This window comes from Cupriavidus lacunae (assembly GCF_003353055.1).
GTDB classification, from domain to species: domain Bacteria; phylum Pseudomonadota; class Gammaproteobacteria; order Burkholderiales; family Burkholderiaceae; genus Cupriavidus; species Cupriavidus lacunae.
In genome coordinates this window covers 53,700-78,989 of the sequence record NZ_QKWJ01000033.1, presented here as the reverse complement: position 1 = coordinate 78,989, position 25,290 = coordinate 53,700, and the positions used below count along the sequence as shown (strand labels likewise).

Sequence of the window (25,290 nt, the reverse complement as noted above, 5' to 3'; positions counted from 1 at the left end):
TGAGTTGCATACCGTCGCCCGCAACAAGCTCAAAAGCGCTCAACACCGGCCTTCGATCATCGCCGCGTGCTGGGTTCAGGCAACGTTGTGGTGATGTCATGATTTACGGAAAGATCAATAGTACGCCAATCCCGGTATTCACATCGACGGAGGACAATCATGATTCGCCTGCTGCTGATCGACGACCACACGATCTTTCGCCAGGGCCTCAAACGCCTGCTTGCCGAGCAGGACGGCTTCGATGTCGTGGCCGAAGCCGGCGATGCAAGCGAAGCCCTTGGCCGCCTGCGCGAGCAGCCCTTCGACGTTGCGCTGCTCGATGTCAGCATGCCGGGCCGCGGCGGCCTGGAGATGCTGCCCTCGCTGCGCGCCGAGCGCCCCGCGATGCCGGTGGTCGTGCTGAGCATGTACCCGGCCGAGCAGTACGCACTGCGCGCCTTCCAGGCCGGTGCGTCCGGCTATGTCACCAAGGACATGGACGCGATCGAACTGGTCGATTCGATCCGCAATGTGTCGAAGGGCAAGCGCTATATGACGCCCGCCGTCGCGAGCTGCCTGCTCGACGGCTTTGATCGGGTCGGCGACGCGGCGCCGCACCAGCAACTGTCGTCACGCGAGTACGAGATCATGCTTCTGATCGTGCGCGGTATCCGCCTGACCGAGATCGGCCGGCAGATGTTCCTGAGCGTGAAGACTGTGAGCACCTATCGTTCGCGCATCCTGAAGAAGATCGGCGTCGCCAGCAACGCCGAGCTGGCGCGCTATGCCGTCGAACATCGGCTGATCGACTGATCGCAGCCCTCAGCTTCAGAAAACGCTGACAAGGCGCAGAGCCAGTTCCGACAGCCGGATTCGCGCCGGACGTCCAGACTCTCTTCAACGACACGACTCCAAACGAGTCGGAACGAAGGAGAGAACGATGACGGCAGACGTGTTGCTGCACCTGGACGACGGCGTGCTGGTCGTGACGATGAACCGGCCGGCGAAGAAAAACGCGCTCACCGCGCAGATGTATTGGGCGCTTGCCGACGCGCTCGCCGAGGCGGACCGTCGCGATGACGTCCGCGCCGTGCTGGTCCAGGGCGAGGGCGGCAACTTCACCAGCGGCAACGACCTCGGCCTGTTCGTCAATGGACAGGCCACCGAACACCTTGAGTCGCCCGCCATGCCGTTCCTGCGCGCGGTCATCGCACTGCGCAAGCCGATGGTGGCCTGCGTCTGCGGGCATGCAGTCGGCATCGGGGCGACTGTGCTGCTGCATTGCGACTACGTCGTCGCCTCCGACGACGCCCGCATCCGCTTCCCGTTCGTCGACCTCGGGCTGTGCCCGGAATTCGCCTCCACGCTGCTGCTGCAGCAGGTGGTGGGCCGCAACAAGGCGACCGAATGGCTGCTGCTGGCCGCCACCATTCCTGCCGCCGAAGCCCTTCGGGCTGGACTCGTCAATCGCGTGCTGCCGCTGGAGACAGTCGCGGCAGAGGCGCTGTCGATCGCCAGGTGCCTCGCCACCAAGCCGCGCCAGGCGCTGATGGCGACGCGTGGACTGGTGCGCGAGGCGACCGAGACGCTGGTCAGGGACAGCCTCCAGCGCGAGACGGTCGTGTTCGACACCCTGCGGCAGTCGCCCGAGGCACAGGAAATCTTCCGGCGCTTCCTGCAACGGTCGCCGGTCCGGACCGCTGGCGGGTAAGGCGCCGCCGGGCTGTTCGAAGTGCTGTGACGAGTTCCACCCATCAACAAGGAGACGGCAATGACTGCTGTGGCAAATCTTTTCGACCTGAAGGGCCGCACGGCTCTGGTCACCGGGGGGTCCAGCGGGCTGGGCCTGCAGATCGCCGAGGCGCTCGGCACGCAAGGCGCCCGCGTGGTGATTTCGGCGCGCAAGGCTGACGCGCTTCAATCCGCGCAGGCGCACCTGGCCGGCCTGGGCGTCGACGCAAGCTGGATCGCGGCTGACAACGCCGTGGAGGCCGACGTAGAACGCCTCGCCAACGAAGCGATGGAACGCCTTGGCAAGATCGACATCCTCGTCAACAACGCCGGCGCCACGTGGGGCGCGACCACCGTCGACCACCCGCTGGCCGCCTGGGACAAGGTCATGAACCTGAACGTGCGCTCCATCTTCCTGCTGACGCAAAAGATCGGGAGGCTGTCGATGATTCCCAACCGATTCGGACGCGTGATCAACCTCGCCTCGATCGCCGGCCTCAAGGGCAACGGACCTAAGGCCCAGCCGACCATCGCCTACAACACCAGCAAAGGTGCCATCGTCAACTTTACGCGTGCGCTGGCCGGCGAATGGGGCCCGCATGGCGTGACCGTCAACGCCATCGCGCCGGGCTTTTTCCCGTCAAAGATGACCAGGGGGACGATCGAGAAAGTGGGCGTCGAGAAGCTGGCGGAGCAGGCGCCGCTGCAGCGCATTGGCGACGACGACGACCTCAAGGGCGCGGCCCTGCTGTTCGCGAGCGACGCGGGCAAGCACATCACCGGCCAGATCCTCGCGGTCGACGGCGGCCTGACCGCGGTCTGAAGGGATTCGATCCCGAATCCAGTCCAATCCGATTCAAAAGGAGCACACCATGAGCAACGCAGCAGGCACGCCCGAAGTCCGCATGACGATCGAAGGCCATATCGCGATCATTTCGCTGGACAACACGGCCAAGAAGAACGCCATCACACCGGAACTGATGCAGCAGCTCTCGCAGCGGCTGACCGAGTTCGACAACGACGACAACCTGTGGGTGGCGGTGCTGGACCCGGCAGGCGAGCACACAACGGCCGGCCTCGACATGCCGAAGTTCTTCGGCCCGACTGCCACGGCCAAGCCGATTCCAGACGACCAGGTCGACCCGTTCGGCCTCCAGAAGCGCTGCCGCAAGCCGCTGATCTCGGTCGTCCACGGCATCACCTATACCATCGGCATCGAGCAGATGCTCGCCTCCGACATCGTGATCGCGGCCGATACCGCGCGCTTCTGCCAACTTGAATCGAAGCGCGGCATCGCCCCGCTCGGCGGCGCCCACTTCCGCTACCTGACGCGCACCGGTTGGGGCAATGCAATGTACCACCTGTTTCTGTGCGACGAGTTCTCGACAGAGGAGGCGTATCGCTGCGGCTTCGTCCAGGAGGTCCATCCCTATGGCAGGCACCGCGAGCGCGCGATGGAGATCGCCCGGCTGATCTGCAAGGTCGCCCCCATCGGCCTGCGCGCGACCAAAGCGGCGGCGCTGACTTACATCGAGCACGGCGAGAAGGCGGCCATCGACGTCATCCCGCGGGTGAGCGAGCAGGTCTTCGCCACGGAAGACTTCAAGGAAGGCATCCAGTCCTTCGTCGAGCGCCGCGAGGCGCGATTCCAGGGGCGCTGAGGCGCGGCTGACCTCCATGACCGCTGATCCGGGCGCCACGGTGCAGACCTTCACGTCAATCGAAGCAGGATCGGCCAGGCCGGTATGCGCCGCTGAGTCGCTGGCCAAGCTGTACTACTAGGCGCATTCCCCGTCGATTACCGACACCGACCGGTGCCGTGCGACGAACGTCATCGCGCGGAGGGGGGGCTGCGCCCTTGGGGTGCAGCCATCCGAAGGAATATAAAAAATGGAGACAACAAGATGAACGCCCCGATGCCAGGCTACTGGACCTCTGACCGCCTGTTGAGCGAAGCCGACGTCGCCCGCTTCGAGCGCATCCCGCTTGCGGACCGCAACCTGCCGGCCTCCACCTACGAAATGCTGATGGACGGCTGCGCCATCGACCCGTCGAAGGTTGCCATCCACTACTTCACCGACGGCGCCCGTCCCCTCGAGACTGCGCGGCAGGTGACCTATGCCGAGTTGCGCGCCAAGGTCCACCAGACGGCAAACCTGTTGAACGACCTCGGCGTCGGCAAGGACGATGTCGTCTCGGTGCTGATGCCAGCGATTCCCGAATCGCAGTTTGTCCTGTGGGGTGCTCAGGCGGCCGGGATCGTCAATCCGGCCAACGCGATGCTGGAGCCGGACATCCTCGTCCAGATGTTCCGCTCGGCCGGCACCAGGGTACTGGTCGCGTTTGGTGGCGACGAGCACGCCGAGATCTGGGGCAAGGCCGAGGCTGTAGCGCGCGGCCTCCCTTCGCTGGCGGCGGTGATTCGTGTCGGCGGAGCGGGTCCGGCGAAGGTCGCTGGCGTGCCCGTCATCGATTTCGCCGAAGCCGTCGAGCGCTATCCTTCCGACCGCCTGGTCTCTGGGCGGATCTTCTCGTCCGACGACACCGCCTCGCTCTTCCACACCGGCGGCACGACCGGCGCCCCGAAGCTGGCACGCAACCTGCACCGCAACCAGGTGTTCTGGGTGTGGGCGTCAAAGTACCTGTGGGGACTCGACTCGACCGAGGTGCAAGTGGTCGGTGTCCCGGTTTTCCACGTCGCCGGCGCGGTGGTCGGCTGCTTCAGCCCGCTGGCGAAGGGGGCGACAGTCGTGTTGATGACATCGGCCGGATTCCGCCATCCTTCCGTGCTGCCGAACCTCTGGCGCATCGTCGAGGCCTTCCGGGCCAACATGCTGATCCTCGTGCCGACGTTGATCAACCAGATACTATCGATTCCGCTGGATGGCGCTGACATCTCGACGCTGACCTACGTCGCCTCGTCGACCGCGCCTCTGTCGACTACCGTCGCCGACGCCTTCCATCGCATGACCGGCGTCCGTATCCGTGAAAGCTGGGGCATGACCGAAACCACGGCGGTCACCTGCATCACGCCCCTGGTCGAGCAGGTCAAGGTTGGCAGTTCGGGCGTGCGGCTGCCGTACCAGCGGGTCCGCGTGGTGCAGCCGGACGGCACCGGGAGTGTGGCCCGGGACTGCGCGCCGGGCGAGCCGGGCCTCGTTATCGTGCGCGGGCCTTCGGTCTGCCCCGGCTACCTGGACCAGGAGCAGGCTGCGCGCTGGTTGGACGGCGACTGGCTGGACACCGGCGATCTTGGCTACCTCGACGCGGACGGCTGGCTGTGGATCACTGGCCGCGCCAAGGACCTGATCATCCGCGGCGGACACAACATCGATCCGAAAATGGTGGAGGAGGTGCTGTTCGGCCATCCGGCGGTCCAGGATGCCGCCGTGGTCGGTGCGCCTGATGCGCATGCCGGCGAGGTGCCGGTCGCCTACGTGGTGCTGAAGCCGGGAGCGGGCGCCTCGGCGGATAGCGTCCTGCGGTACGCCGCCGAGCACATGCCAGAACGCGCGGCAATTCCCAAGCACTGCTTCGTGTTGGCAGAAATGCCGAAGACGTTGGTCGGCAAGATCCAGAAGAACCTGCTGCGCGTCGATGCCATCGAGCGGATGTTCCGCGCCGCGCTCGACGGCATTGGCCGAAGCGCAGAGGTGCAGGCCACCGACCGGGGCAGCCGCGGCTTCTTCGTGGAGATCCGCGTGCCGACGCGTGACGCCGACGATGCGGCCCTGGCCGGCGCGCTGCGCTGCTTCACCATTCCCTATGCGGTCAAACATATCGAAGGCGCCTGACCATGAGCCTGCCTGATGGCGGCGCCGGCCGACCAGTTCTGGCCAATCAATATCTTTCTACAAGGAGCTTCGTCGATGAAGACGCAGATCACTGAGTTGTTCGGCATCGAGCATCCCATCATTCAGGGTGGCATGCACTACGTCGGGTTCGCGGAGCTGGCCGCCGCGGTGTCGAATGCGGGCGGCCTGGGCATCATCACGGCACTGACGCAGCCAAGTCCGGATGCCTTGGCCCGTGAGATCGGGCGATGCCGGGAAATGACCGACAAGCCATTCGGTGTCAATCTCACCTTTCTGCCGTCGCGCAATCCCCCGGACTACGCGGGCTATGTGCGGGCGATCGTCGATGGCGGGGTTCACATTGTCGAGACGGCCGGCAACAATCCCCAGCAATGGCTGCCGACGCTGCACGAGGCGGGCATCCGGGTCATCCACAAATGCACGTCGGTGCGGCATGCACTGAAGGCCGAGAGCATCGGCTGCGATGCGGTCAGCGTCGACGGCTTCGAATGCGGCGGACATCCGGGCGAGGACGACGTCCCAAACTTCATTCTGCTGCCCCGTGCCGCGGACGAACTCAGGGTGCCCTTTGTCGCTTCGGGCGGGATGGCAGACGGCCGCTCGCTGGTCGCCGCGCTGGCGATGGGCGCGGCCGGCATCAACATGGGAACCCGCTTCGTTGCGACGGAAGAGGCGCCGGTGCATCGAAAGGTCAAGCAGGCCATCGTTGGGGCAACGGAACTCGATACGCGGCTCGTCATGCGCCCGCTGCGCAATACCGAGCGTGTGCTGAACAATGCGGGGGTCGAGCGCCTGCTGGAGAAGGAAAGGCGCCTGGGGGCGGACATCACCTTCTCGGACATTGTCGAAGAGGTCGGCGGTGTTTATCCGCGCGTGATGCAGGACGGCAACCTCGACGCGGGCGCCTGGTCCTGCGGCATGGTCGCCGGGCTCATCCAGGATATTCCCCGGGTCGGAGACCTGATCGACAGGATCATGCGCCAGGCGGAGGAGATTGTCGCGACGCGACTTCAGGGAATGTTGTCGCGTGGCTAGACATTTGGGAAAAATCAGGGGGACAAGGAAATGCGTGGAATCATAGCGAAGATCAAGGTCAAGGAAGGCCGCGAGGCCGAGTTCGAAACGCTGGCGGCCAGCCTGGTCGTCGAGTCGCGCGCGGAAGCCGGGTGCCTGTCGTACGACCTGTGGCGTTCGGAGGAAGCGTGTGAATACGTGTTTGTCGAGCGCTACGCCGACGAGGCGGCTGCTCAGGCGCACGTCAAATCCGATCACTATCGCCGGATCGGCCGCCAGATGGGCGCGCTGATGGATGGTGCGCCGACCGTGTTACGACTGGCCGCAATGGAAGTTGCTTAGTTCACCATGAGCCGGTCGGCCATTTGCACGCCCATGCGGATTTGCGGAAACGCCGCACATTCAGGTGGGCCGCCAGCTCGGGTACGCGTCGGCTCACCGTCGCCAGGGGAATGCGAAGTTTTCGACTCGCGGCGGAAAGGCTTCCGGTGGCTATTGCGGCCAACGATATGACCATCGCTTAGCAATGCGCTGCAAGGGATGTGGAACGGGATCGGGGTGGCGTACCTGAGTGTATCGCCAGGCATCTGGTGGCGCCTTTCCTACAGTTCGATACATAACCCTGCCTTTGGCGATACACGCCAGATAAGCCCATGGTCTTTCATTGACGCAAGCCCAACCCTTGTGGAGGAAACCGACCGTGAGCCTGCTGATACTCGCCTATCTCGGCGGAGCGCTGACAATCCTGAGCCCGTGCATCCTGCCTGTCCTGCCTTTCGTGCTCAGCCGCACCGACCAGCCGTTCCTGCGCGGAAGGCTGCCGATGCTCGCTGGTATGGCACTGACCTTTTCCGCATTTGCCACGCTGGTGTCGGCCGGCGGCGCCTGGGCAGTGCGCGTCAATGAATATGGGCGGCTCGCCGCGCTGCTGCTGCTGGCGGTCTTCGGTCTGTCCCTGCTGTGGCCGAAGCTGGCGGAGCTGCTCGCGCGGCCGGCGGTGGCGCTCGGCAACCGGCTGGCGGCCAGCGGCGCCGCCATGCCTGCTTCGTCCACGCAACCGTCCCCGATGGGATCGCTGCTGCTTGGCGTGGCCACCGGCATGCTGTGGGCGCCGTGCGCTGGCCCGATCCTGGGTCTTGTCCTGACCGGGGCGGCGCTCAAGGGCGCGAGCGTGTCGAGTGCATTGTCGCTGGCTGCCTATGCTGCCGGCGCCGCTACCTCGCTGGCCGCTGCGCTCGGCATCGGCGGCCGCCTGCTCGCGGCAATGAAGCGATCCATGGGTCTCGGGGAATGGCTGCGCCGCGGTATGGGTGCGCTTGTGCTCTGCGGCGTGGCCATCATTGGGCTCGGCGCGGACACCAGCCTGCTGGCACGCTTGTCCGCGACCGGGCCGGCGCGCCTGGAGCAGGTGCTGGTCGACGGGCTGGGCATGAAGCGGTCCGCCCCGCAAGCCGCCAATGCCGCCGACCGCGATGCCAGCTTGCTGCCGGCCGCCTACGTGGCCCCGGTCGATCGGGCGGGCAACCTGCCCGTGGAGGGCCGCCTGCCCTCGCTCGATGGTGCTGTGCAATGGATCAATTCTCCGCCGTTGTCCAGCGAGCAATTGCGGGGCAAGGTCACACTGGTCTATTTCTGGACCTACTCCTGCATCAACTGCATCCGCACCCTGCCGTACCTGCGCGCGTGGGCCGACAAGTACAAGGACCAGGGGCTGACGGTGATCGGCGTGCACACGCCCGAGTTCGCCTTCGAGAAGAAGCCCGAAAACGTCCGCCGCGCGATTGCCGATTTCCGCATCGGCTTCCCTGTGGCCGTCGACAGCGATTACCGCATCTGGGGCGCATTCGATAACAGTTACTGGCCGGCCGCGTACTTTGTCGATGCCCACGGCAACATCCGTCATCACAATTTCGGAGAGGGCGATTACGCCAATTCCGAGCGTGTCATCCAGTCGCTGCTGGCAGAAGCTGGCAATTCGTCGGTGGCGCGCGGCGTGGTGGCGCCGGATGCATCTGGCGCACAGGCTGCGCCGGACCTGAAAAACATCCGCTCCGCCGAGACCTACATCGGCTACAAGCAAGCCTCCAACTTTGCCTCGCCGGGCAGCATGCGGCAAGACGCGCCGCGCCGGTACAGCGTCGGCAACCTGAGCCTGAATCAATGGGGCCTGTCGGGCCAATGGACCGTCGGTGCCGAGCAAGCCAGGCTTGATCGCGCGGACGGCAGCATCGTCTATCGCTTTCACGCGCGCGATCTGAACCTTGTGCTCGGTCCGGCAGCGGATGGCCGTGCAGTGCGCTTCGTGGTGAAGATCGATGGCAAGGCCCCCGGTGACAACCACGGCGCTGATACCGATGGGTCCGGCAACGGTGCCATCACGCAGACGCGGCTCTATCAGTTGGTGCGGCAGGCGGGAACGGTGGGAGAACACCTTTTCGAAATCCGCTTTCTTGACCCTGGTGCCCGCGCTTATGCCTTCACATTCGGCTGACGTAGATCCGCTGCCATCTCCACACGGTTCCTGATCTGAATGTCCACTCAGCAAGCGCCCATCGGCTCCGGATTCGGCCTGGCGTCCACCGCTGCGGATGTCATCCGCGGCATCGACCCCCGTGCGACAGACCCTGTTGCCGCGGGCCGGCTTTGGCCGCTCAGCGAACAGCTGACAGGCGCAAGCATCCATTGAAGGAGCAGGCGGCCTGGAACTTGCCCCCACCGCCACTGCCGCAGGATTTTTGTATGCGTTTGTATCTGGCGGTAGGCGGCATACCTGCCCAGACAGAAGGGCTGTTTCCCGCTACGTGGGGGATACATCGGCCTTCTTTAATGCATTGCGTGGCCCGGCGCCAGACAAGTGCGAAGTAGCCGGGACGCGCAATCGAACGCAATCTTAGTCCAAGGAAATCCATCATGATCCGAATCGAAAATGTGCTTTATACCGCAAACGTCCACGTTACTGGCGGCCGCGATGGCCAGGCACACAGTGACGACGACCGTCTGGACCTGAAGTTGTCGCCCCCCGGCAGCAACGGCCACGGCACGAATCCGGAGCAGTTGCTTGCCGCAGGCTGGTCCGCCTGCTTTATCGGCGCGATGGGCCGTGCCGCCAGCCAGATGAAGATCAGGTTGCCGGCGGACCTGGCACTCGATACCGAGGTGGACCTGGGCACAACCGGCGACGGGTACTTCCTGCAGGCACGTCTGAATGTCAGCCTGCCAGGCCTGGACCGAGAGGTAGCGCGCGCGGTCGTGGAGGCAGCGCACCAGCTCTGCCCGTATTCGAAGGCGACGCGCGGCAACATCCACGTCGAGCTGAATCTGCTCTGACGTACATCGTGGCCTGCCAGCATCGCCTGGCAGACCATCGCTTCCAACCTTTCACGTACTCGAACCATGCGCAAGTATCTACGCGCCGCCCTGGTGGCCATTGCCATTGGCGCGGTTTACTTCATTGGGAATGGCGTTCGCGCCTTCAGTGCACCACCGGCTAACGGCAGTGCGGCGCCCGAGTTCACTGGCATCAACCAATGGCTGAACTCGCCGCCCCTATCCATGCAGGCCTTGCGTGGCAAGGTAGTGCTGGTGGACTTCTGGACGTACTCCTGCGTGAACTGCATCAACACGCTGCCCCACGTCAAGCAGTGGTACGAGAAGTACAAGGACCAGGGCCTGGTCGTCGTGGGTGTACACACGCCCGAATACGCCTTCGAGAAGTCGACGGCCAATGTGGAGGCCGCACTCAGTCGCCTCGACGTCCGCTATCCGGTAGCGCAGGACAACGCGTACGGCACGTGGTCGGCATTCCGCAATGAGTACTGGCCCGCCCTGTACCTGATCGACGCCGACGGCCGCATTGTCTACCAGCACTTCGGCGAAGGCGGCTACGCCAAGACGGAAGCTGTCATCCAGAAACTCCTGGCGGAGCGCAAGTTGTCGCAGCCCGCCTGAAGAGCGAAAATTGGGAGCCCATCTCACGGATTCCCAACGTCGCGCATCGATGCTGCCGACTGAGTCGCCGATTGCGCGCCCGGGGGCGTGCAATGCAAGCTCTTGGCGCAGCGTCAAGCGGGCTGCTCTATGGTCACGAATGGCCAGTCTCCAAACTCGCCCTCAGACGCGATACCCATAGAGTGTGCCGTCGGCTTCGCGCGCGTTGTCCAGCGGGTCGCCCGCGAGATCGTGATAGGCATTGCCCTCGGGCTGAACTGTGCCGACAGTTGGTCGTCGCCGCTGGTCATTGGCCGTAGCCACGGCAAGGATGGCGGCAGCGATAGTGGCGGCTGTCATCGCCAGCATTAGGATGCGTGTGCGGATCATCTGAACTCCCTTGGTTGAGTATGAGATTTGTATAACGCAAGCTTCATGAGCAGTAGACCAACTGCATGCACGAATACATGCAGACGCCGCTCGAAGACCACGGGCATGGGCTGGCAGATGAGCGGGCGCCCGCCTATGCCCTGGGTGTCTAACGGTCCCAGTGGGTCCGAAGAAATCCAACCAGACTGATGGTCGCTGCCACGGCAATGCTGACGGCCACCATGACGAATGCGGTATGCAGGCTCGCGTAGCCTTGCAGGACCAGCACCGTGGCAGTCAGCGCAAATGCGAAGCGCACTACGCTTGCAGTCATCGGCCAAAGGATGCGTTGTGCTCCCTGACCCGCAAAGTAGAGCTCGAAGATCACGCCGATCGCTGCATAGAAGGGCGCTACCACATGTAGGTATCCTGCGCCGACCGCCATCACGGCGCTGTCGCGGGTAAACAGGCCTAGCCACAGTTGAGGGAAGAGCGAGGCCAAGAGCCCGACCATGCCAACCACGCTGGCAACGAACAGTACGTTCACCATCGCCACGCGCCGGGCACGCGCCACATTGCCAGCGCCCAGGTTCGTGGCAACCAGCGTGATCGCCGCGGTTCCGAATCCGAACATCACTGGCACCAGCAGCATATCCAGACGGGAGGCAATGCCGTAGCCGGCGATGGCGGCGACGCTTACGACCCCTGCCGCGGCGGTCAGCGCAGTGACTGACATGGCCGACATGATGGCGTTGATCGCCGACAGCAAGCCGACGCCGAGGATCGCGCCGAAATGCTTGCGTTGCAGCGGATAGCGGCGCAGGCGCAGCGTCGACGACGGCGAACGCATGTAGGTGACCACAACGCCTAGCGCGGCGATATTGCACAGCACCTGAGCGACGCCGGCGCCTGCCACGCCCATGCGCGGCGCGTCCAGCCAGCCGTTTATCAGCACGGGTGACAGTATCAGGCCGGCGACCGCACCGCCCAGAATGATCGCCGCCGGAACCTTGACGTTGCCGGCTCCGCGCAGCGCTGCCTGCAGAAGCAACAGCAGCCAGAACGGGATTGCACCTCCAAACAAGAGGTTGGAGTAGAGCACCGCCTGGTCTAATGATGGCCCGCTGCCGCCAAGGCTGCGGTACAGGGGTGGGCCGGCCAGCACCGCGAGCAGAGAGAATAGTCCACCCGCTATGGCGGCGATAACCACTGCATGCCACGCCAGGCTCTCCGCCTCGTCCCGGCGGCGGGCGCCGGTGGCGCGGGCGATGGCCGAGGACACGCCGCCGCCAATGCCGGCGCTGGCTATCGTGGTCATCAGCACCATGACGGGAACCACCAGCGATGCTGCGGCGATCGCTTCCAGGCCCAGTGAACTGACAAAATAGGTCTCGGCGACACCGAGCAAGGTCGTCATGAACAGCACGACGACTGTCGGAAGGGCGAGGCGGATCAGTTCCGGCAACAACGGGCCGTGGAGCAGTCTGTTGGCCGGCAGATTGTCACGAGGCGGAGAAATACTCTCGGCTTCACTAGCAAGGGTTTCTGCCATGATTTGTAGTGGACGTGATGTCTTCTATAGCTGCAAAAGGAGACCGCCGGACGATGGGCGGGGCGATGACAGTGCCATATGCCAGCGCGTATATGCGACTACGCGCGGATGGTCGGCACGACCGGGATCACTTCCGTGTATCCGGCCGACGAACTTGGACTGCGTTCGGCCCAATGCAAAGCCACTTCCAGCGATTCGACACTGATCACCACATAGCCGCCAAACAGTGCGTGCTCGTCAGGGGAGGGGGCATCCCGGACTTGGCGCTGGCCGTTCCGCACCCGCACGGTGCTGGCGTTGCGCGGATCGAGTTGCGTGCCGGCCCGCATGACGCCGGCGGCTGCCATGGCTCCCATGTACTGTTTCCATGCGAGCGAGATCTGCTGCGCTTTTAGCGGGTCAGCGTAGATGTCACGAGCGTCCGGCGGCTGTCGGAAGGCGAGAAAGAATTCCATCGTTGTTTCCTTTTGGACGGGGCGATCAGAGTGGCGCGAACGCGGCCGCGTGGCGGCGAGCGAATTCGGCGGCGGAAATCGGCGCACGGCCGACCAACTGCTGGAAGGTGTCGGTCATGCGGTTGTAGCGGTTGTCGCGATGCAGCTGGGCCATGATGACCAGGTGTGCGATCAGATGCGCCGGCTGCTGGAACTCCTGGAGCTTGGCCTCCCAGATCTGCGGTGGGACGTTGAAGTATTGGATGGTGCGGCCCAGAGCGCCGCTGAACTCCTGTGCGATCTCGGCCATCGTCAGCGACTGGGGGCCGGTCAGTTCGTAGATCTTGCCGATATGCGGCTCTGGGTTGGCCAGCACAGCAGCGGCGGCAGCCCCCACGTCGGAGGCGGCGATCGGCGAGGTCTTGCCGTCGGCGAACGGCAGGCGGATGGCGTTGTCGTCGCGGATGCCCCTGGCCGCCGGCAGGAACAAGCCTTCGAAGAAAGCGGTTGGACGCAGGTAGACCACCGGCAGGCCGGACCAGCGCAGCATCTGCTCTGCGAGCCAGTGCTGCTTCTGTTGCGGGCTGCCGGTGGTCTCTGTCTCGCTCATCTGCGACAGCGTCATCTGCGACAGATTGACGAAGGCCGTCACACCCAGGCTTTTGGCTGTGACGGCGACATTGGTGGCCGCTTCCAGGTAGTTGGGAGTGACCGACATCGTGAAATACACCACCGAGCAGCCCTGCATGGCCGCGCGCACGGCAACGATGTCGAGCATGTCGGCGACCACGACGTCGGCGCCGAGTTCACGCAGCGTGTCGGCACGCGCGTCCAGCTTGCGCACCATGGCGCGTACGCGATGGCCTTGTTCCAGCAGGATGGCGATGGCCGTGCGGGCGGTCGAGCCGACACTGCCGGCGGCGCCGGTGACGAGAATGGTTTCTTGGGACACGAGTTTCTTCCTTGTAGGAATGAGCAAGACGAAAAACAAACCTCAAAAACGGATCTCAGGAATCGACATCTGGGCGCGCCTGAGCCGCACCGGAACGAGGTAGCAATCCACCGGGGTGATAGGCGATACGCGTCAGCGGAGCACCTTGCGGGCGGATCGGCCGCATTCGGTCAGCGCAGTGGACGACGAGCGCGATGGCTGTCCGGCGAACCCGGGGGGGAGGCTTCATCTCTGATAGAATCAGCTATGTAGGAAAATACATAGTGGCACGGTTTCTCGTCTATGTCAAAAAATACATAGTCGTCGTGTGCGTTGACGCAATCTAGGAGCAATGGGAGTGAGTGATCAGAAGGAAGCGACGGCAAGCAAGGAAAAGCCGCTGAAGCATGTGCTTCTCGCCGGTATCTATAGTCAGCCGCGTTCCGGCTATGAGTTGACCAAGTGGATGCAGGTGGCGGGTCAGCACTGCTGGTCGGTCGAGCACAGTTCCGTGTACCCCGCTTTGCGTGAGCTGGAGAAGGATGAACTCATCAAATCCGAGCGCCTGCCGGGGACGCGCGGGCCGGAACGCTCGATTTACAGCATTACGGCTGCCGGACTCGAGAAGTTGACGGCTTGGGTGGCTAATGGATCTCCTCGCCCCGCCATCAAGGATGAACAATTGCTGCGCGTCTTATGCTTCGATTTGCTGCCGCGCGAGGTGGCGTTGGCGCAGATCCGATCGGTGCGTGCGGACCACCAGGCCCAGCTTGAGTTCTTTCTGGAGAGGCAGTCCGTGCTGACCGAGCATCAGCCCGGGCCCTTGCTGGTGACGCGCCGCGGCGTGCTGGCGGAACAGGCCTATATCGCCTGGTGTGACGAGGTCGAGGAAATGATCGCTCGCCGGCCGGATTGATGCCAGGCCGAATATAGGCTGGCTTGCGGCTTTTCGAGCTACTGAAGGCGTTGTCCGCATCGCGTTGCTGGGGCAGGATCCGACAAATACCCTGCCAATGCCGGTGGGTACGCTGATGCGAATCCGCCCCGTCAGCGTTTGCTCCAGCATGTCGATGGATGCACGCGCGTTATCCAGATCATCCAGCATACGCCGCCCGCTGGCGTAGAGCACCATCAGCCTGATCTGGGGACGGCTGCCGAAATTGGACGAGAACCCGTACTGCTGCTTCTTTAGCGACGATTCGTTCTGTGGTCCGATGTGCCCCGATAAAACCGACCCGAATTCAGCGGCGTGGTTTCGATGATCGCGATGCGAGGGTGTCTGCAAGTACCGCTTCGATCGTTGTTGCAGCAAGCGTCTTTCGAACACCATCGTCGATCGAATCATAGACGTGGCTCAGCGTCGACCCGATGCCTCGCCCGATGGGGCAGGCCTGGCTGGGCTTCGAAGTGTGCAGGGCAAAGTGCGCCCCCTCTTCAAGCGCATCAAAGACGTCGAGCAGGCTGATTGCGTCCGCGCTCCTGGTCAGACGCCATCCCGCGTTGATGCCGCGATAACTCTCGACAAGGCCGCCTTTCGCAAGCAGCCCGAGCGTGCGACGAATCACCACCGGATTGGTGTTGACGCTCGCAGCGATCCGATCAGACGTGACCGGGTCAGGATTTTCCCGCGTGACGAGTGCCATCCACGCGAGGATGTGGGTCGCCACGGTCAAGCGGCTGTTGGCGCTCATCGAAAGTCTGTATTAGTCAATCTAGTTGTAACCATATTCATTACAGCATGGGTTGTCAACTTGGCATTCTTGAAGAATCCCGGCGACGTTGCATGTTCGCAGCCTTGCAGGACGGGCGATAACGGGCGACACGCACGGGTCCATAGACGTGCCAGCACCGCGCAACCATACCGATTCTTGTCTCGTCGACGTCTAACGTTCATGACGAAAGACTTGTGCTGATGGCGCGGAGGGTTTATGGTGTAACCAATGTTGTTACACCGCACGTACCGTGACGATACGCGCAGGCGTTACGACGTTTCCACAGTCAAACGGAAACGGACGTCCCTTTGATCTTCAGTACCGAAACGAGAAGCCCGCAGATGTCCACACTCTTCGATCCTATCCAGATTGGCGCGCTAAAGCTGTCCAACCGCATTGTCATGGCACCGCTCACGCGCATGCGCGCGTTCGCTGAACGCAGTCCGGGTGCCCTCAACGCGCGGCACTACGCGCTGCGTGCAAGTGCGGGACTCGTCATTACCGAAGCCACTTCGGTCACGCCTCAGGGCGTTGGCTATCCCAACACGCCCGGTCTCTGGAGCGAGGGGCAGATCGCCGGCTGGAGAGAGGTGACATCCGCAGTACACGATGCGGGCGGGCTGATCGTCTCCCAGTTGTGGCACGTCGGGCGAGTTTCCGACCCCGTCTACCATGACGGCCAACCTCCGGTCGCGCCGAGCGCGATTGCGCCGGAGGGCCATGTCACGCGCGTGCGGCCTCAGCGCGCGTACACCGTACCGCGTGCGCTGGAGACCGAAGAAATTCCCGGGATCGTCGAGGATTTTCGGGTCGGCGCCGCCAATGCAAAACGCGCTGGTTTTGATGGCGTCGAGCTTCACGCGGCAAATGGCTACCTTTTTGATCAGTTTCTGCACGACGGATCTAACCTGCGGACCGACCGCTATGGCGGTTCGATTGAGAATCGCGCACGCTTCCTGCTGGAGGCAATCGACGCGTTGCTCACGGTTTGGCCCGCGGGCCGTATCGGCGTGCATCTGAACCTGATGTCGAGTTCATACTCGATGCGTGATTCGAATCCGCGTGCGCTGTTCACGTACGTCGCCGGGCAACTCAACGCGCGCAACATCGCCTTTATCTTTGCGCGCGAGGCGCTGGATCGCGGCGACGAGCGAATCGGTCGTGACGTGCGGCGTATCTTCAAAGGGGCCTACATCCTCAACGAAGGGCTGACGATGGAGAGCGCTGAGCTGGCCATCGAACGCGGCGAGGCGGACGCGGCGGCGTTCGGGCGTCCGTTCATCGCCAACCCTGATCTGGTCGAGCGCTTTCGACGCGGCGCGCCGCTCAATACGATCAATCCTGAAACGATCTACACGGACGACGAAATTGGCTACAACGACTATCCGTTGCTCGATGAAGCTGTCTGAGGCGCGACGCGCGCTGCCGGGCGCCGCAGCAACGGGATAGGATCCGGTCGCCCGGAAACAACTCGGAAAGCTCAACAGTGCGGGCGACGGGCCAGTCTACCGGCTCGCGTATTGCGTCTTAGTTGCCGACCTGCTGTGCATCGAAGATCGATCAAGCTTCGCGCCCGCCGCCTTGAAAGGCCGTTGCGCTTCTACAGATACCCTGCATTGAGCGAAACGCCCTGGCATCCGTCAAGGCTATCAACGCTGCGCGCATGGCGCTGAATGGGGACGGAAAACACCATGTCAGCCTGGACAAGGTCATCAAGACGATGTGCGAAACCGGGGCCGACATGAAGACCAAGTACAAGGAGACGGCTCGCGGCGGTTTGGCAGTCAACATCATTGAATGCTGACCGCTTGCAATATGATAGACGAGCGCATTCCAATGTATCCCGCAGGTTCTGCGGGATACATTACGTCAGGGCCTCGGGTTCGTGGCAAACGACTTCGATGTTGTGCCCGTCCGGGCCAATGACGAACGCTGCATAGTAGTTCGCGTGGTAGTGCGGGCGCAGACCAGGCGCACCATTGTCCTTGCCACCCGCCTCCAGCGCCGCGCGATAGAAGGCTTCGACCTGCTGGCGATTCTCGGCCGTGAACGCCAAGTGAAGATGCGCCGGCTTTTCCTCGGTTTGGTACAGGCACAATGAAGCCTTACCCTTCGGGCTAAGCTCGACACCGTACGTCGGCGGCCCCTCCGAGGCAACCGCTACGCCGAGTGGTTCGAGTGCCTTGAGGAAGAATGCTTTGCTCGCTGCATAGTCGCTGACTCCGAATTTGACGTGGTCAAACATGCGTTCTCCTGAAGTGCGTGGGCCTGCGCGAGAATCCTAACCCTTCTAGCGTGAGTATGCCCTGCAGGTCCACATCGCCGGCCGGGACCGCAACCTCCACTGCATTTGAACCGCTCCACATGCCGCCGTCCTCCAATGGCTGGCGCCCTAACGTTCATCTCATTACAATCGCAACCATCTCGGTTCACTATAGGGCGGGCGTCGCGGCGAGGCCAGCCGCCGTCTGCTGACCCGCTGACGCGCGGCAATCGCTCGCCGGAACACCTTGAACTGCCATGGCAGGCATGGATCGCAAGCGCAATCATTCCCTCACCCGCTGGCTGGCAAGGGTGGCCTGCCTGGCCTTGCTGGCCGGACTCGGCCGGCTCGCATTGTTCGCCGCGATAGAGCGCGAGGCGTTCGTGCCCAAGCCCGCCGGTGCCTTCACGCCCGAGAGCTTCGGGACACCGTCACGGCAGATCGTCTTCGTCAGTTCGCAACGCAAGCTGCGTGCTTCTTACGTGCAGGCGGCTGACCCGGCTGCGCCGGCTTTGATGATTTGCCACGGAGATGACGAAAACCTCTCGGACTGGGCCATGGTGCAGGCTCTGCTCTACCGCGAGGGCGTATCCTCCTTCGTATTCGACTACAGCGGCTATGGCGCCAGCAGCGGCCGGCCCAGCGTGAATAACCTGCGCCAGGATGGCCTGGAAGCCTACCGCCGCTTTGTCGCGGAGACGCCGCTGGCGGCGCGGCGCTACGTCCTCGGTTACTCCCTCGGTTCGGGCGTGCTGCTCGATATCGTCGGCTCCCTGTCCCCGGCACCGTCCGGCGTCGTGATCGGCGCGGGATTCGCCACGGCGCGCGCCGCCGCGGTTGCCACTGGTATCGTGCCAGCCTGGCTTGCACCGCTGCTGCCCGAACCCTGGGACAACGAAGCGCAGGTGAGCAAGCTCACGCTGCCGTTGCTGCTGGCGCACAGCCGTTCCGACGAACTTATCCCCTTCGCCAACTCAGAGCGGCTTGCCGGCGCCGCTGCAGGGCCGCATCGGCTGGTCGCCTACAACGACCTGGTGCACAACGCCGCCATCGAAGGCGACCAGGCAGCCCGCTTCTGGGCCCCGATCACGGCCTACCTGCGCAGCGGACAGCTTGATCCAGCCGAGGCGGGCCCGACAGGCATGACCGACGTGGACGGCCTGAAGCGTAGCGAGCACAGGTGATCAACGTTCGCCACCCGCCTTATCATGTCCTTCGCGTACGGCCGACACGCACCAAGCCATCCCAGGCTGCTGGCTCGAATCAGACTTGCCGATAAGCGGTCATCGCATCAGACCGCTTGCAGGTATGCCCGGAGGGTGGCCGTGCCTGCCGTGGCGATTCTTTAACCAGCCAGCTCGCGGTGCAACGCCAGATATTCCTGCGCCAGCTTGTGGCGCGGATCCAGGTGGATCATGGGGGTAGCGTGCTGGTGCGATTCCCGGATCTTCACCGACGAAGAGAGCCGCGATTCAAGTACCGGCAGGCCCTCGCTCACCAGTTCTTCGACCAGTTTCGTCGGCAAGCTGGCGCGCGGCTGGAACTGGTTGATCACAATGCCCTCGACCTGCAGCCCGTCGTTGTGGTCCTGCTGGATTTCCTTCACATTATCGAGCAGCGTGTAAAGGGCTCGGCGCGAAAAGTCATCGCAATCGAACGGGATCAGGCAGCGCTCCACGGCGATCAGTGCGGACCGGGTATAAAAATTCAGGGCTGGTGGCGTGTCAATGTAGATGGCGTCATAAACAGCATCCAGTTCAAGCAGGGCGTCGCGCAGCTTGTAGATCTTGTAGCGGGATTCGAGCTTGCCATGTAGAGCGTCCAGGTCAGGATGCGCCGGCATCACATCCAGGTTCTCAAACGGCGTCGGGCGGACAAAGGACGTAACGTCCACCGGCCTGAAATTGTAGGTCAGGGACGTCTCGAAGAAGTTCGCCGCGGTCGGACCTGGCTCTGCGGCCTGCGCGCCCAATAGATACTGGGTCGAGTTGCCTTGCGCATCCAGGTCAACGACCAGGGTGCGCAAGCCTTCGCTGGCGCTGATCGCCGCGAGATTGCATACGATCGTCGATTTGCCGACCCCGCCCTTCTGATTGAATACGACGCGCCGCATTTGCCCCTCTGGAGAAGATCGATTCGAAGGCAAAAGCATACCTTAGCGAGGCGGCCCTTGGTAGCAGGCGGCCAGAAGTCCTGGCTCGCAGTCTGGCTGACCGATTCTCAATGAGAAGCGAACATCTGTACGTGCGGCTGACGGAAGGAGCGTCGCGTCATGGCCGGTTTGGGACGAACGTTCGCTGCGAAACGTCAATCGTCCCTGGCCGGAGGCTACGCAATTCGGCAAACCGCCCCTGCTAGCCGAGGAATATGCGAACTAGGCAGCGAGCTCAACTGCTCTTGTTTCAAGCAGATCGATTAGTATGCGCTCAACACGGCTTCCACCGACGCCGACGCGTTGATCTGCGGATATCAGGCTCAATGTATCGGCTGCCTCAGCGTACTGCCCTCTGGCAAACTGACTGACGGCATCAACCAGCCTGAGCGAGAGGCGCGTCTGGTCGCTGGGTTCCTTGGCCGTGATAGCCGCCTTGCTTTGCTCAAGCGCAGCAATATCGCCCGCCGATGCCTGAATTCCAGCAAGATGCAGCGCTATAAACGGATGCGACAGCATGGAGTTGAAGCGCTCGGACAGGGCGGAAACCGTGGCTGAAATCGGCCGCGTAGCTCCTGTGCGCAGGTATTCACGCAACAAGAAACCGCCGCAATCGGCCAGAGTCAACACCGGACCACAGCGAGTGGTCTCTGGTGCACAGTAACGCTCATAGCGCTGCCATGCCAGCTCGGTTAACCCCAACTGCCACTCTGCCAGGGCCAGGTGCCACTGCACATGGCCATACATTGCGCCGCCCTCCGCTGACGGGCGGTGTTCATTTAGCCAGTTACCCAGCAATTTCAATGACTCTCCAGGCTCACCCTGGTCGTGTAGCACATGCGCATAGCTATGGATAACGTAGGGAGCCTGTGGGCGCTGCCGCAGTGCTCGCTCGACAAGTGCACGACCACGGTTCTGATCACCGGCCTCACTGGCTGCGAACCCCAGGCGTGCGAGGCAGGCCCAATCGTCACGCAAACTGGGATCGACCGATTCCATGATATTGAGAACGCGCTCAAGCTTGCGCGCACCGCCATAGAAGATCAGATAACCACAAAGTTGCGAGATGACTAGCAGGTCACTGGGATTGGCAGCGATGTAGGCCTCAGTCGCTGCAAGGTTGGTGTAAGGGTCTTCAAGCAGGCCAAAGAGCGCGGAGATATGCGCACGCTCCCAGGGCAGTGCAGCTCGTGCTGCCAGTAATGCACGCTCTTTGAAGAGATCGGCGTCCGCAGCCTTCGAGTCTTTAGCAAGCATATGGCGCGCAGCCAGGGCCAGGGCGAGATTGCCGTCCAGCGCCAAAGCCTGATCGAGGGCTTCCGCGGCGCCCGCTTCAGAACCGAGGATGCGATCAACAGCGAGCTGATACCGTTCTACGGCTTCTGGACGGTCAGTCGTAAGAGGTCTACCGGTACGCGCATCAATCATATTGGCTCCCTGAGTTGCAAATCGCTGATACGAAGCGCTCTGATGCGCTTTCAGCGTAGTCCAACCCAAGGCGTTGGGCTGTCTGACAGCGTGAGCGAGACGCCCCCTTACCCGAGTTGCTCGGCAAGCCCGACGATGATGCCCTCAGGCCCACGAATATAGGCGAGCCGGTACGATTTCTCGTACTGCATCTGGCCAATGAGTTCTGCGCCATGGGCCTGCATTCGCGCAACGACAGCATCGATGTCATCGACGGCAAACATGATGCGACGAAGACCCAAAGCGTTCACTGGCGCGTCCACGGGCCCAAACCTGACTGCATTTGGCGTGTGGAATTTGTCCAGTTCAACTCCCTGCCCATCGGGAGTCCGCAGCATCGCGAGGGTGGCTCGGACGTCTCCAAGCCCTATGAGGCTCCCGACAGAAGGCCCTTCAACCGTGGTTTGGCCCTCAAGCTCGAGGCCCAACTCGACAAAGAAAGCCTTCACCGCTTCGAGATCGTCAACAACTATCAGGACGTTGTCCATTCGCTTGACTGTCATGTCCTTCGGTCCCTCTTGTAACGGTGTCGCGTATTCGGGCGGAATTGGCGTCCAGATCTGCCGGGTGGATGATTTTACCGAGGAAACAGCCTACCCGAGAGCTGCCCTTGGCGACTGGCTGCTTTTGGCCGAGTCCTGCCCACTGGCCGGGATCAGTGCAACAATAAAGCCGTCGGCGCACCTTGCGACGCATCCCCGGTCATGGAGGCGGACATGCTGGAAGTCGAGAAGGAAAGGATGGTGGCAGCGGCGAGCAGGATGCTTGAATCCGTGCGGACCCCGTCATGGGCAGCGGCGGCCCTCGTGACCGTCTTGCTTGCTGTGGCTTCGGCCCAGGCGCAGTCTCCGTTGTTCGAGACGTTCGCAGTTCCCGCAGGCAGCGCGCCGCACGACGTCGCACCGGCGCCCGACGGCACCGTGTGGTACACCGCGCAGGCACAAGGCGCGGCCGGGCGATTGGACCCGCGCAGCGGCAAGGCCGATAGGGTGCAGCTCGGCGCCGGGTCGGCGCCGCACGGCGTGATCGTCGGTCCCGACGGGGCGGCGTGGATCACTGACGGCGGCCAGAACGCGATCGTGCGCGTCGACCCTAAGACACTTGCCGTGACGCGTTTCCCGCTACCGAAGGACCGGCCGAACGCCAATCTGAATACAGCGGTCTTCGACAAGCGAGGGCACCTGTGGTTTACCGGGCAAAGCGGCATCTACGGCGAGCTCGACCCAGCGCGCGCCAGCATGCGCGTATTCGATGCCCCGCGCGGGCCCGGTCCTTACGGCATCTGCGTGAGCCCTGACGGCAGCCTGTACTTCGCATCGCTGGCCGGCAGCTATCTCGGCCGCATCGATCCGGCCAGCGGCGCGGCGCGGGTCATCGAGCCGCCGACGCCAGATCAGGGTGCGCGACGCGTATGGGCCGATTCGAACGGGCGCATCTGGGTCAGCGAGTGGAGTGCTGGGAAAGTCGGCGTGTTCGACCCGGCAACGCATCAATGGCGCGAATGGCGGCTGCCTGGCCACGACCCGCATGCCTATGCGATATTTGTCGACGACCGGGACATCGTCTGGCTTAGCGAATGGAGCGCCAACGCGCTGGTGCGTTTCGACCCGCGCGCCGAGCGATTCGAAGTGTTCACGCTGCCGCGCCCGCACGCGAACGTACGCCAGATGATGGGCCGCCCGGGAGAAGTCTGGCTGTCCGAATCCGGCACCGACCATCTGCTGCGTTACCGGTCTGGCGCGGCCAATGCCAGCCACAATTGATGGCGCGCCTCTGTGACGCTGTCAAAATGCGCCGGAACACATTGCGAGCATCCCGCGCGGGACGATGGGTGTGGCACCGAATTCGCGTGTCAAAGACCTGGTTCGTGCGGGACCATGACGACGGTGGCGGTGTCACGCGTACCCTCGGCCTGTTCACCATGTCGGCGAGCTATCGCATCAGTCCGTCCTGGACTACGCGCTTTTTCCTGGCATCGCACCGTCACGACCAATAGCCGAGATAGCGATGTGATGGTGCTGGGGCTGGGGTATCGGTTTTAGCCTGCCAGAGACACCACGGCTTTGGACGGCGGACAAGCGGGCGGGACAACGAGGTGAGGCACCCCACCGAAGTGGGGCGTGATCAACTCTCCCTGACCCCTATAACTAAAAGCCAAACAAAAGCAAGGCCCAAGCACGGGGATAGCCAACATTGCCGGCTAGCTGGAAAAGGAAAACCCAAGTACTGCACCTTAAAGCGATTCCTTGCTGTTCGCGGACCTGCTACTAAGAACAAGTCGATTTGATCGAGATAAAAGGGGGTACGATGCGTTTGACCAGGCGAAAGGGGCTTATCGGAGTTTTGGCCTGTTGCGCGCTGACTACTGGCGCCTTCGTGCAATCCATGTCTGTAGGCCGTGGCCAGTTACTGGATCAGAAACCTACGCTACGCATCAGCGCCGGCGCGTTGGCGAACCTGCTGACTTCAACCGATGCGGGCCGGCAACTTATGCAGGTCGCTGGAACTCCGGCTTGCGACCTGGAGGTGGTGTACTTCCGTTATGGCACGATTGGTGGCGCCAACGAGAGCACCAACGCCAGCGCCGCCTTAATGATTCCTGGCGGCGGCCCAGCCTGTAGCGGGCCACGCCCGACCATGCTGTATGCGCACGGGACCACCACGTATCGCAATTTCAACATTGCCGATCTGACGCAAACAGACAAGAGCAACGGCGACGGTGCCTCAGAGGGCCTCGCCGTTGCAGCCATGTACGCGGCTCAGGGCTATATCGTGGTGGCAAGCAATTACGCGGGATATTCCGGCTCCGGTCTTACTTATCACCCGTACCTGAATGCTGTGCAGCAGTCGGCTGATATGATCGACTCGCTCACGGCAGGGCGGGTTGCCATGGGGGGGACGAACTCAGGAAAGCTGACTTGGGAGAATGGCAAGCTCTTTGTGACTGGCTATTCGCAGGGCGGCTACGTTGCCATGGCCACGCAACGCGCGCTACAAGCGGCGGGCGTCAACGTGACGGCTGCCTCAATGGGGTCTGGCCCCTATGCCCTGGGCGCCACGGGCGATGCACTGGTTGCGGGCGAAGTGGATATCGGCTCGACCGTGTTCACGACGCTGGTGGCGACGAGCTACCAGCATGCCTACGGCAATGTCTACGGGAGTCCAGACGATCTCTATGAGCCGGCCTACGTGCCTGGCATCGAACAGTTGCTGCCGAGCTTGACGTCGATTGACGTACTGATCGGAAAGGGAAAACTTCCCGCTACCGCGCTCTTCAGTCTTACCCCTCCCGCTCCGCAGTTTGCGTCACTGACGCCGCCGACCTCGCCGCCGCTCGTGCCGGCGGTGCTGACGCCGGTATTTGCCCTTGGGTTCGGCAATGGCAACCTCGTGCGCAATGCGTATCGCCTCAGCATGCTGCAAGATGAACTGGTGAATCCAGACGGCGCGTTCCCGAATACAACGGCTGCAATGGCACCAGCGGCCAATCCGGCCACTCCCCTGCGTCAGGCATTCAAGCGAAACGACATGCGCAACTGGACGCCAAGCTCCCCGGTCCAACTCTGCGGCGGGTATGCGGACCCCACTGTCTTCTTTTTCAACGCGACCATCCAGCAGGCGTACTGGAAAAACGCCAAAGTACCGGCAAAACTGACCACGGTGCTCGATGTCGATGCCTCCATCACCGGGGCTAATGATCCTTATGCCGCCGTCAAGCAAGGCTTTGCCGATGCAAAGGCAGCGCTGGCCGCGCAGGCGGTTGCCGGAGGTGCCACGGATGGCGGTGCCTCTGCGGTTATCGAGGCTTACCATAGTGGACTGGTGGCGCCGTTCTGCATGGCTGCAGCGCGCACGTTCTTCGGGAACTTTTGAGCATTTCAGGCTTGCCACGCGGCCTCCCTCCTGAGTTCATCGTCGGTTCGGTTTCGTACATACCGCGAGAG

The 25,290-nt window shown here is 62.9% G+C and carries 24 protein-coding genes and 1 pseudogene; 16 read left to right on the top strand and 9 right to left on the bottom strand.

Going from position 1 to position 25,290, the window contains the following annotated elements; genetic code table 11:
* Positions 1 to 159 precede the first annotated feature (159 nt).
* The 10 genes from DN412_RS23725 to DN412_RS23675 all read left to right on the top strand — a co-directional run bounded on the left by DN412_RS23725 (position 160) and on the right by DN412_RS23675 (position 10,487).
* A complete protein-coding gene (locus DN412_RS23725; protein ID WP_115213807.1) occupies positions 160 to 792 on the top strand; it encodes a response regulator in 633 nt (210 codons plus the stop codon).
* A gap of 127 nt (positions 793 to 919) precedes the next feature.
* Positions 920 to 1,690: an enoyl-CoA hydratase-related protein gene (locus DN412_RS23720; RefSeq protein ID WP_115213806.1), complete on the top strand. Its 771-nt coding sequence runs from the start codon at positions 920 to 922 to the stop codon at positions 1,688 to 1,690.
* 60 nt (positions 1,691 to 1,750) lie between these two features.
* Complete coding sequence (locus DN412_RS23715; RefSeq protein WP_115213805.1) at positions 1,751 to 2,533, top strand: SDR family oxidoreductase; 783 nt, start codon at positions 1,751 to 1,753, stop codon at positions 2,531 to 2,533.
* A 49-nt stretch (positions 2,534 to 2,582) separates the two neighbouring features.
* Positions 2,583 to 3,371, top strand: coding sequence for a crotonase/enoyl-CoA hydratase family protein (locus DN412_RS23710; protein ID WP_115213804.1), 789 nt, complete (start codon positions 2,583 to 2,585; stop codon positions 3,369 to 3,371).
* A 243-nt stretch (positions 3,372 to 3,614) separates the two neighbouring features.
* The gene (locus tag DN412_RS23705; RefSeq protein WP_115213803.1) at positions 3,615 to 5,504 is read left to right on the top strand and encodes an acyl-CoA synthetase; all 1,890 of its coding nucleotides are present in this window, start codon (positions 3,615 to 3,617) and stop codon (positions 5,502 to 5,504) included.
* 75 nt (positions 5,505 to 5,579) lie between these two features.
* Positions 5,580 to 6,560, top strand: coding sequence for an NAD(P)H-dependent flavin oxidoreductase (locus tag DN412_RS23700; protein ID WP_115213816.1), 981 nt, complete (start codon positions 5,580 to 5,582; stop codon positions 6,558 to 6,560).
* 30 nt (positions 6,561 to 6,590) lie between these two features.
* A complete protein-coding gene (locus DN412_RS23695; RefSeq protein WP_115213802.1) occupies positions 6,591 to 6,881 on the top strand; it encodes a putative quinol monooxygenase in 291 nt (96 codons plus the stop codon).
* A gap of 358 nt (positions 6,882 to 7,239) precedes the next feature.
* On the top strand, positions 7,240 to 9,030 hold the full coding sequence (locus tag DN412_RS23685) for a cytochrome c biogenesis protein DipZ (protein ID WP_115213801.1): 1,791 nt from the start codon (positions 7,240 to 7,242) through the stop codon (positions 9,028 to 9,030).
* Positions 9,031 to 9,449: 419 nt separating this feature from the next.
* On the top strand, positions 9,450 to 9,866 hold the full coding sequence (locus tag DN412_RS23680) for an organic hydroperoxide resistance protein (RefSeq protein WP_208647646.1): 417 nt from the start codon (positions 9,450 to 9,452) through the stop codon (positions 9,864 to 9,866).
* A gap of 66 nt (positions 9,867 to 9,932) precedes the next feature.
* The gene (locus DN412_RS23675) at positions 9,933 to 10,487 is read left to right on the top strand and encodes a thioredoxin family protein (protein ID WP_115213799.1); all 555 of its coding nucleotides are present in this window, start codon (positions 9,933 to 9,935) and stop codon (positions 10,485 to 10,487) included.
* A gap of 162 nt (positions 10,488 to 10,649) precedes the next feature.
* On the opposite strand, the gene DN412_RS23670 is transcribed toward DN412_RS23675, so the two are convergent.
* From DN412_RS23670 to DN412_RS23655, 4 genes are all read right to left on the bottom strand, one after another.
* On the bottom strand, positions 10,650 to 10,856 hold the full coding sequence (locus DN412_RS23670) for a hypothetical protein (protein WP_115213798.1): 207 nt from the start codon (positions 10,854 to 10,856) through the stop codon (positions 10,650 to 10,652).
* 148 nt (positions 10,857 to 11,004) lie between these two features.
* Positions 11,005 to 12,387, bottom strand: coding sequence for an MATE family efflux transporter (locus DN412_RS23665; protein ID WP_115213797.1), 1,383 nt, complete (start codon positions 12,385 to 12,387; stop codon positions 11,005 to 11,007).
* 98 nt (positions 12,388 to 12,485) lie between these two features.
* On the bottom strand, positions 12,486 to 12,842 hold the full coding sequence (locus DN412_RS23660) for a YciI family protein (protein ID WP_115213796.1): 357 nt from the start codon (positions 12,840 to 12,842) through the stop codon (positions 12,486 to 12,488).
* Between the two features lie 25 nt (positions 12,843 to 12,867).
* Positions 12,868 to 13,773 carry an NmrA family NAD(P)-binding protein gene (locus DN412_RS23655; protein WP_244222763.1) on the bottom strand — a complete coding sequence of 302 codons (906 nt, stop codon included), beginning with the start codon at positions 13,771 to 13,773 and terminating at the stop codon, positions 12,868 to 12,870.
* A 331-nt stretch (positions 13,774 to 14,104) separates the two neighbouring features.
* Between DN412_RS23655 and DN412_RS23650 the strand changes: the two genes are divergently transcribed.
* Complete coding sequence (locus tag DN412_RS23650; protein WP_115213794.1) at positions 14,105 to 14,668, top strand: PadR family transcriptional regulator; 564 nt, start codon at positions 14,105 to 14,107, stop codon at positions 14,666 to 14,668.
* Between the two features lie 325 nt (positions 14,669 to 14,993).
* On the opposite strand, the gene DN412_RS23640 is transcribed toward DN412_RS23650, so the two are convergent.
* Positions 14,994 to 15,443: an Rrf2 family transcriptional regulator gene (locus DN412_RS23640; protein ID WP_115213793.1), complete on the bottom strand. Its 450-nt coding sequence runs from the start codon at positions 15,441 to 15,443 to the stop codon at positions 14,994 to 14,996.
* A 362-nt stretch (positions 15,444 to 15,805) separates the two neighbouring features.
* On the opposite strand from DN412_RS23640, the gene DN412_RS23635 reads away from it, so the two are divergent.
* Positions 15,806 to 16,873: an alkene reductase gene (locus DN412_RS23635; protein ID WP_115213792.1), complete on the top strand. Its 1,068-nt coding sequence runs from the start codon at positions 15,806 to 15,808 to the stop codon at positions 16,871 to 16,873.
* A gap of 188 nt (positions 16,874 to 17,061) precedes the next feature.
* Positions 17,062 to 17,268, top strand: a pseudogene (locus DN412_RS23630) (L-serine ammonia-lyase, iron-sulfur-dependent, subunit alpha); the annotation flags it as partial.
* 60 nt (positions 17,269 to 17,328) lie between these two features.
* Here the strand turns inward: DN412_RS23630 and DN412_RS23625 are convergent.
* On the bottom strand, positions 17,329 to 17,709 hold the full coding sequence (locus DN412_RS23625) for a VOC family protein (protein ID WP_115213791.1): 381 nt from the start codon (positions 17,707 to 17,709) through the stop codon (positions 17,329 to 17,331).
* 275 nt (positions 17,710 to 17,984) lie between these two features.
* On the opposite strand from DN412_RS23625, the gene DN412_RS23620 reads away from it, so the two are divergent.
* Entirely contained in the window at positions 17,985 to 18,911 is a 927-nt protein-coding gene (locus DN412_RS23620) for an alpha/beta hydrolase (RefSeq protein WP_115213790.1), read from the top strand.
* 161 nt (positions 18,912 to 19,072) lie between these two features.
* Here the strand turns inward: DN412_RS23620 and DN412_RS23615 are convergent, their stop codons facing one another.
* The 3 genes from DN412_RS23615 to DN412_RS23605 form a co-directional block, all read right to left on the bottom strand.
* A complete protein-coding gene (locus tag DN412_RS23615) occupies positions 19,073 to 19,840 on the bottom strand; it encodes a ParA family protein (RefSeq protein WP_115213789.1) in 768 nt (255 codons plus the stop codon).
* A 261-nt stretch (positions 19,841 to 20,101) separates the two neighbouring features.
* Positions 20,102 to 21,307, bottom strand: a complete 1,206-nt coding sequence (locus tag DN412_RS23610) for a tetratricopeptide repeat protein (RefSeq protein ID WP_244222762.1) — start codon at positions 21,305 to 21,307, stop codon at positions 20,102 to 20,104.
* 107 nt (positions 21,308 to 21,414) lie between these two features.
* A complete protein-coding gene (locus tag DN412_RS23605; RefSeq protein WP_115213788.1) occupies positions 21,415 to 21,849 on the bottom strand; it encodes a VOC family protein in 435 nt (144 codons plus the stop codon).
* Positions 21,850 to 22,062: 213 nt separating this feature from the next.
* Between DN412_RS23605 and DN412_RS23600 the strand changes: the two genes are divergently transcribed.
* Positions 22,063 to 23,109, top strand: a complete 1,047-nt coding sequence (locus DN412_RS23600) for a Vgb family protein (protein WP_115213787.1) — start codon at positions 22,063 to 22,065, stop codon at positions 23,107 to 23,109.
* Between the two features lie 544 nt (positions 23,110 to 23,653).
* The gene (locus DN412_RS23595) at positions 23,654 to 25,219 is read left to right on the top strand and encodes an alpha/beta hydrolase family protein (RefSeq protein ID WP_115213786.1); all 1,566 of its coding nucleotides are present in this window, start codon (positions 23,654 to 23,656) and stop codon (positions 25,217 to 25,219) included.
* Positions 25,220 to 25,290 lie beyond the last annotated feature (71 nt).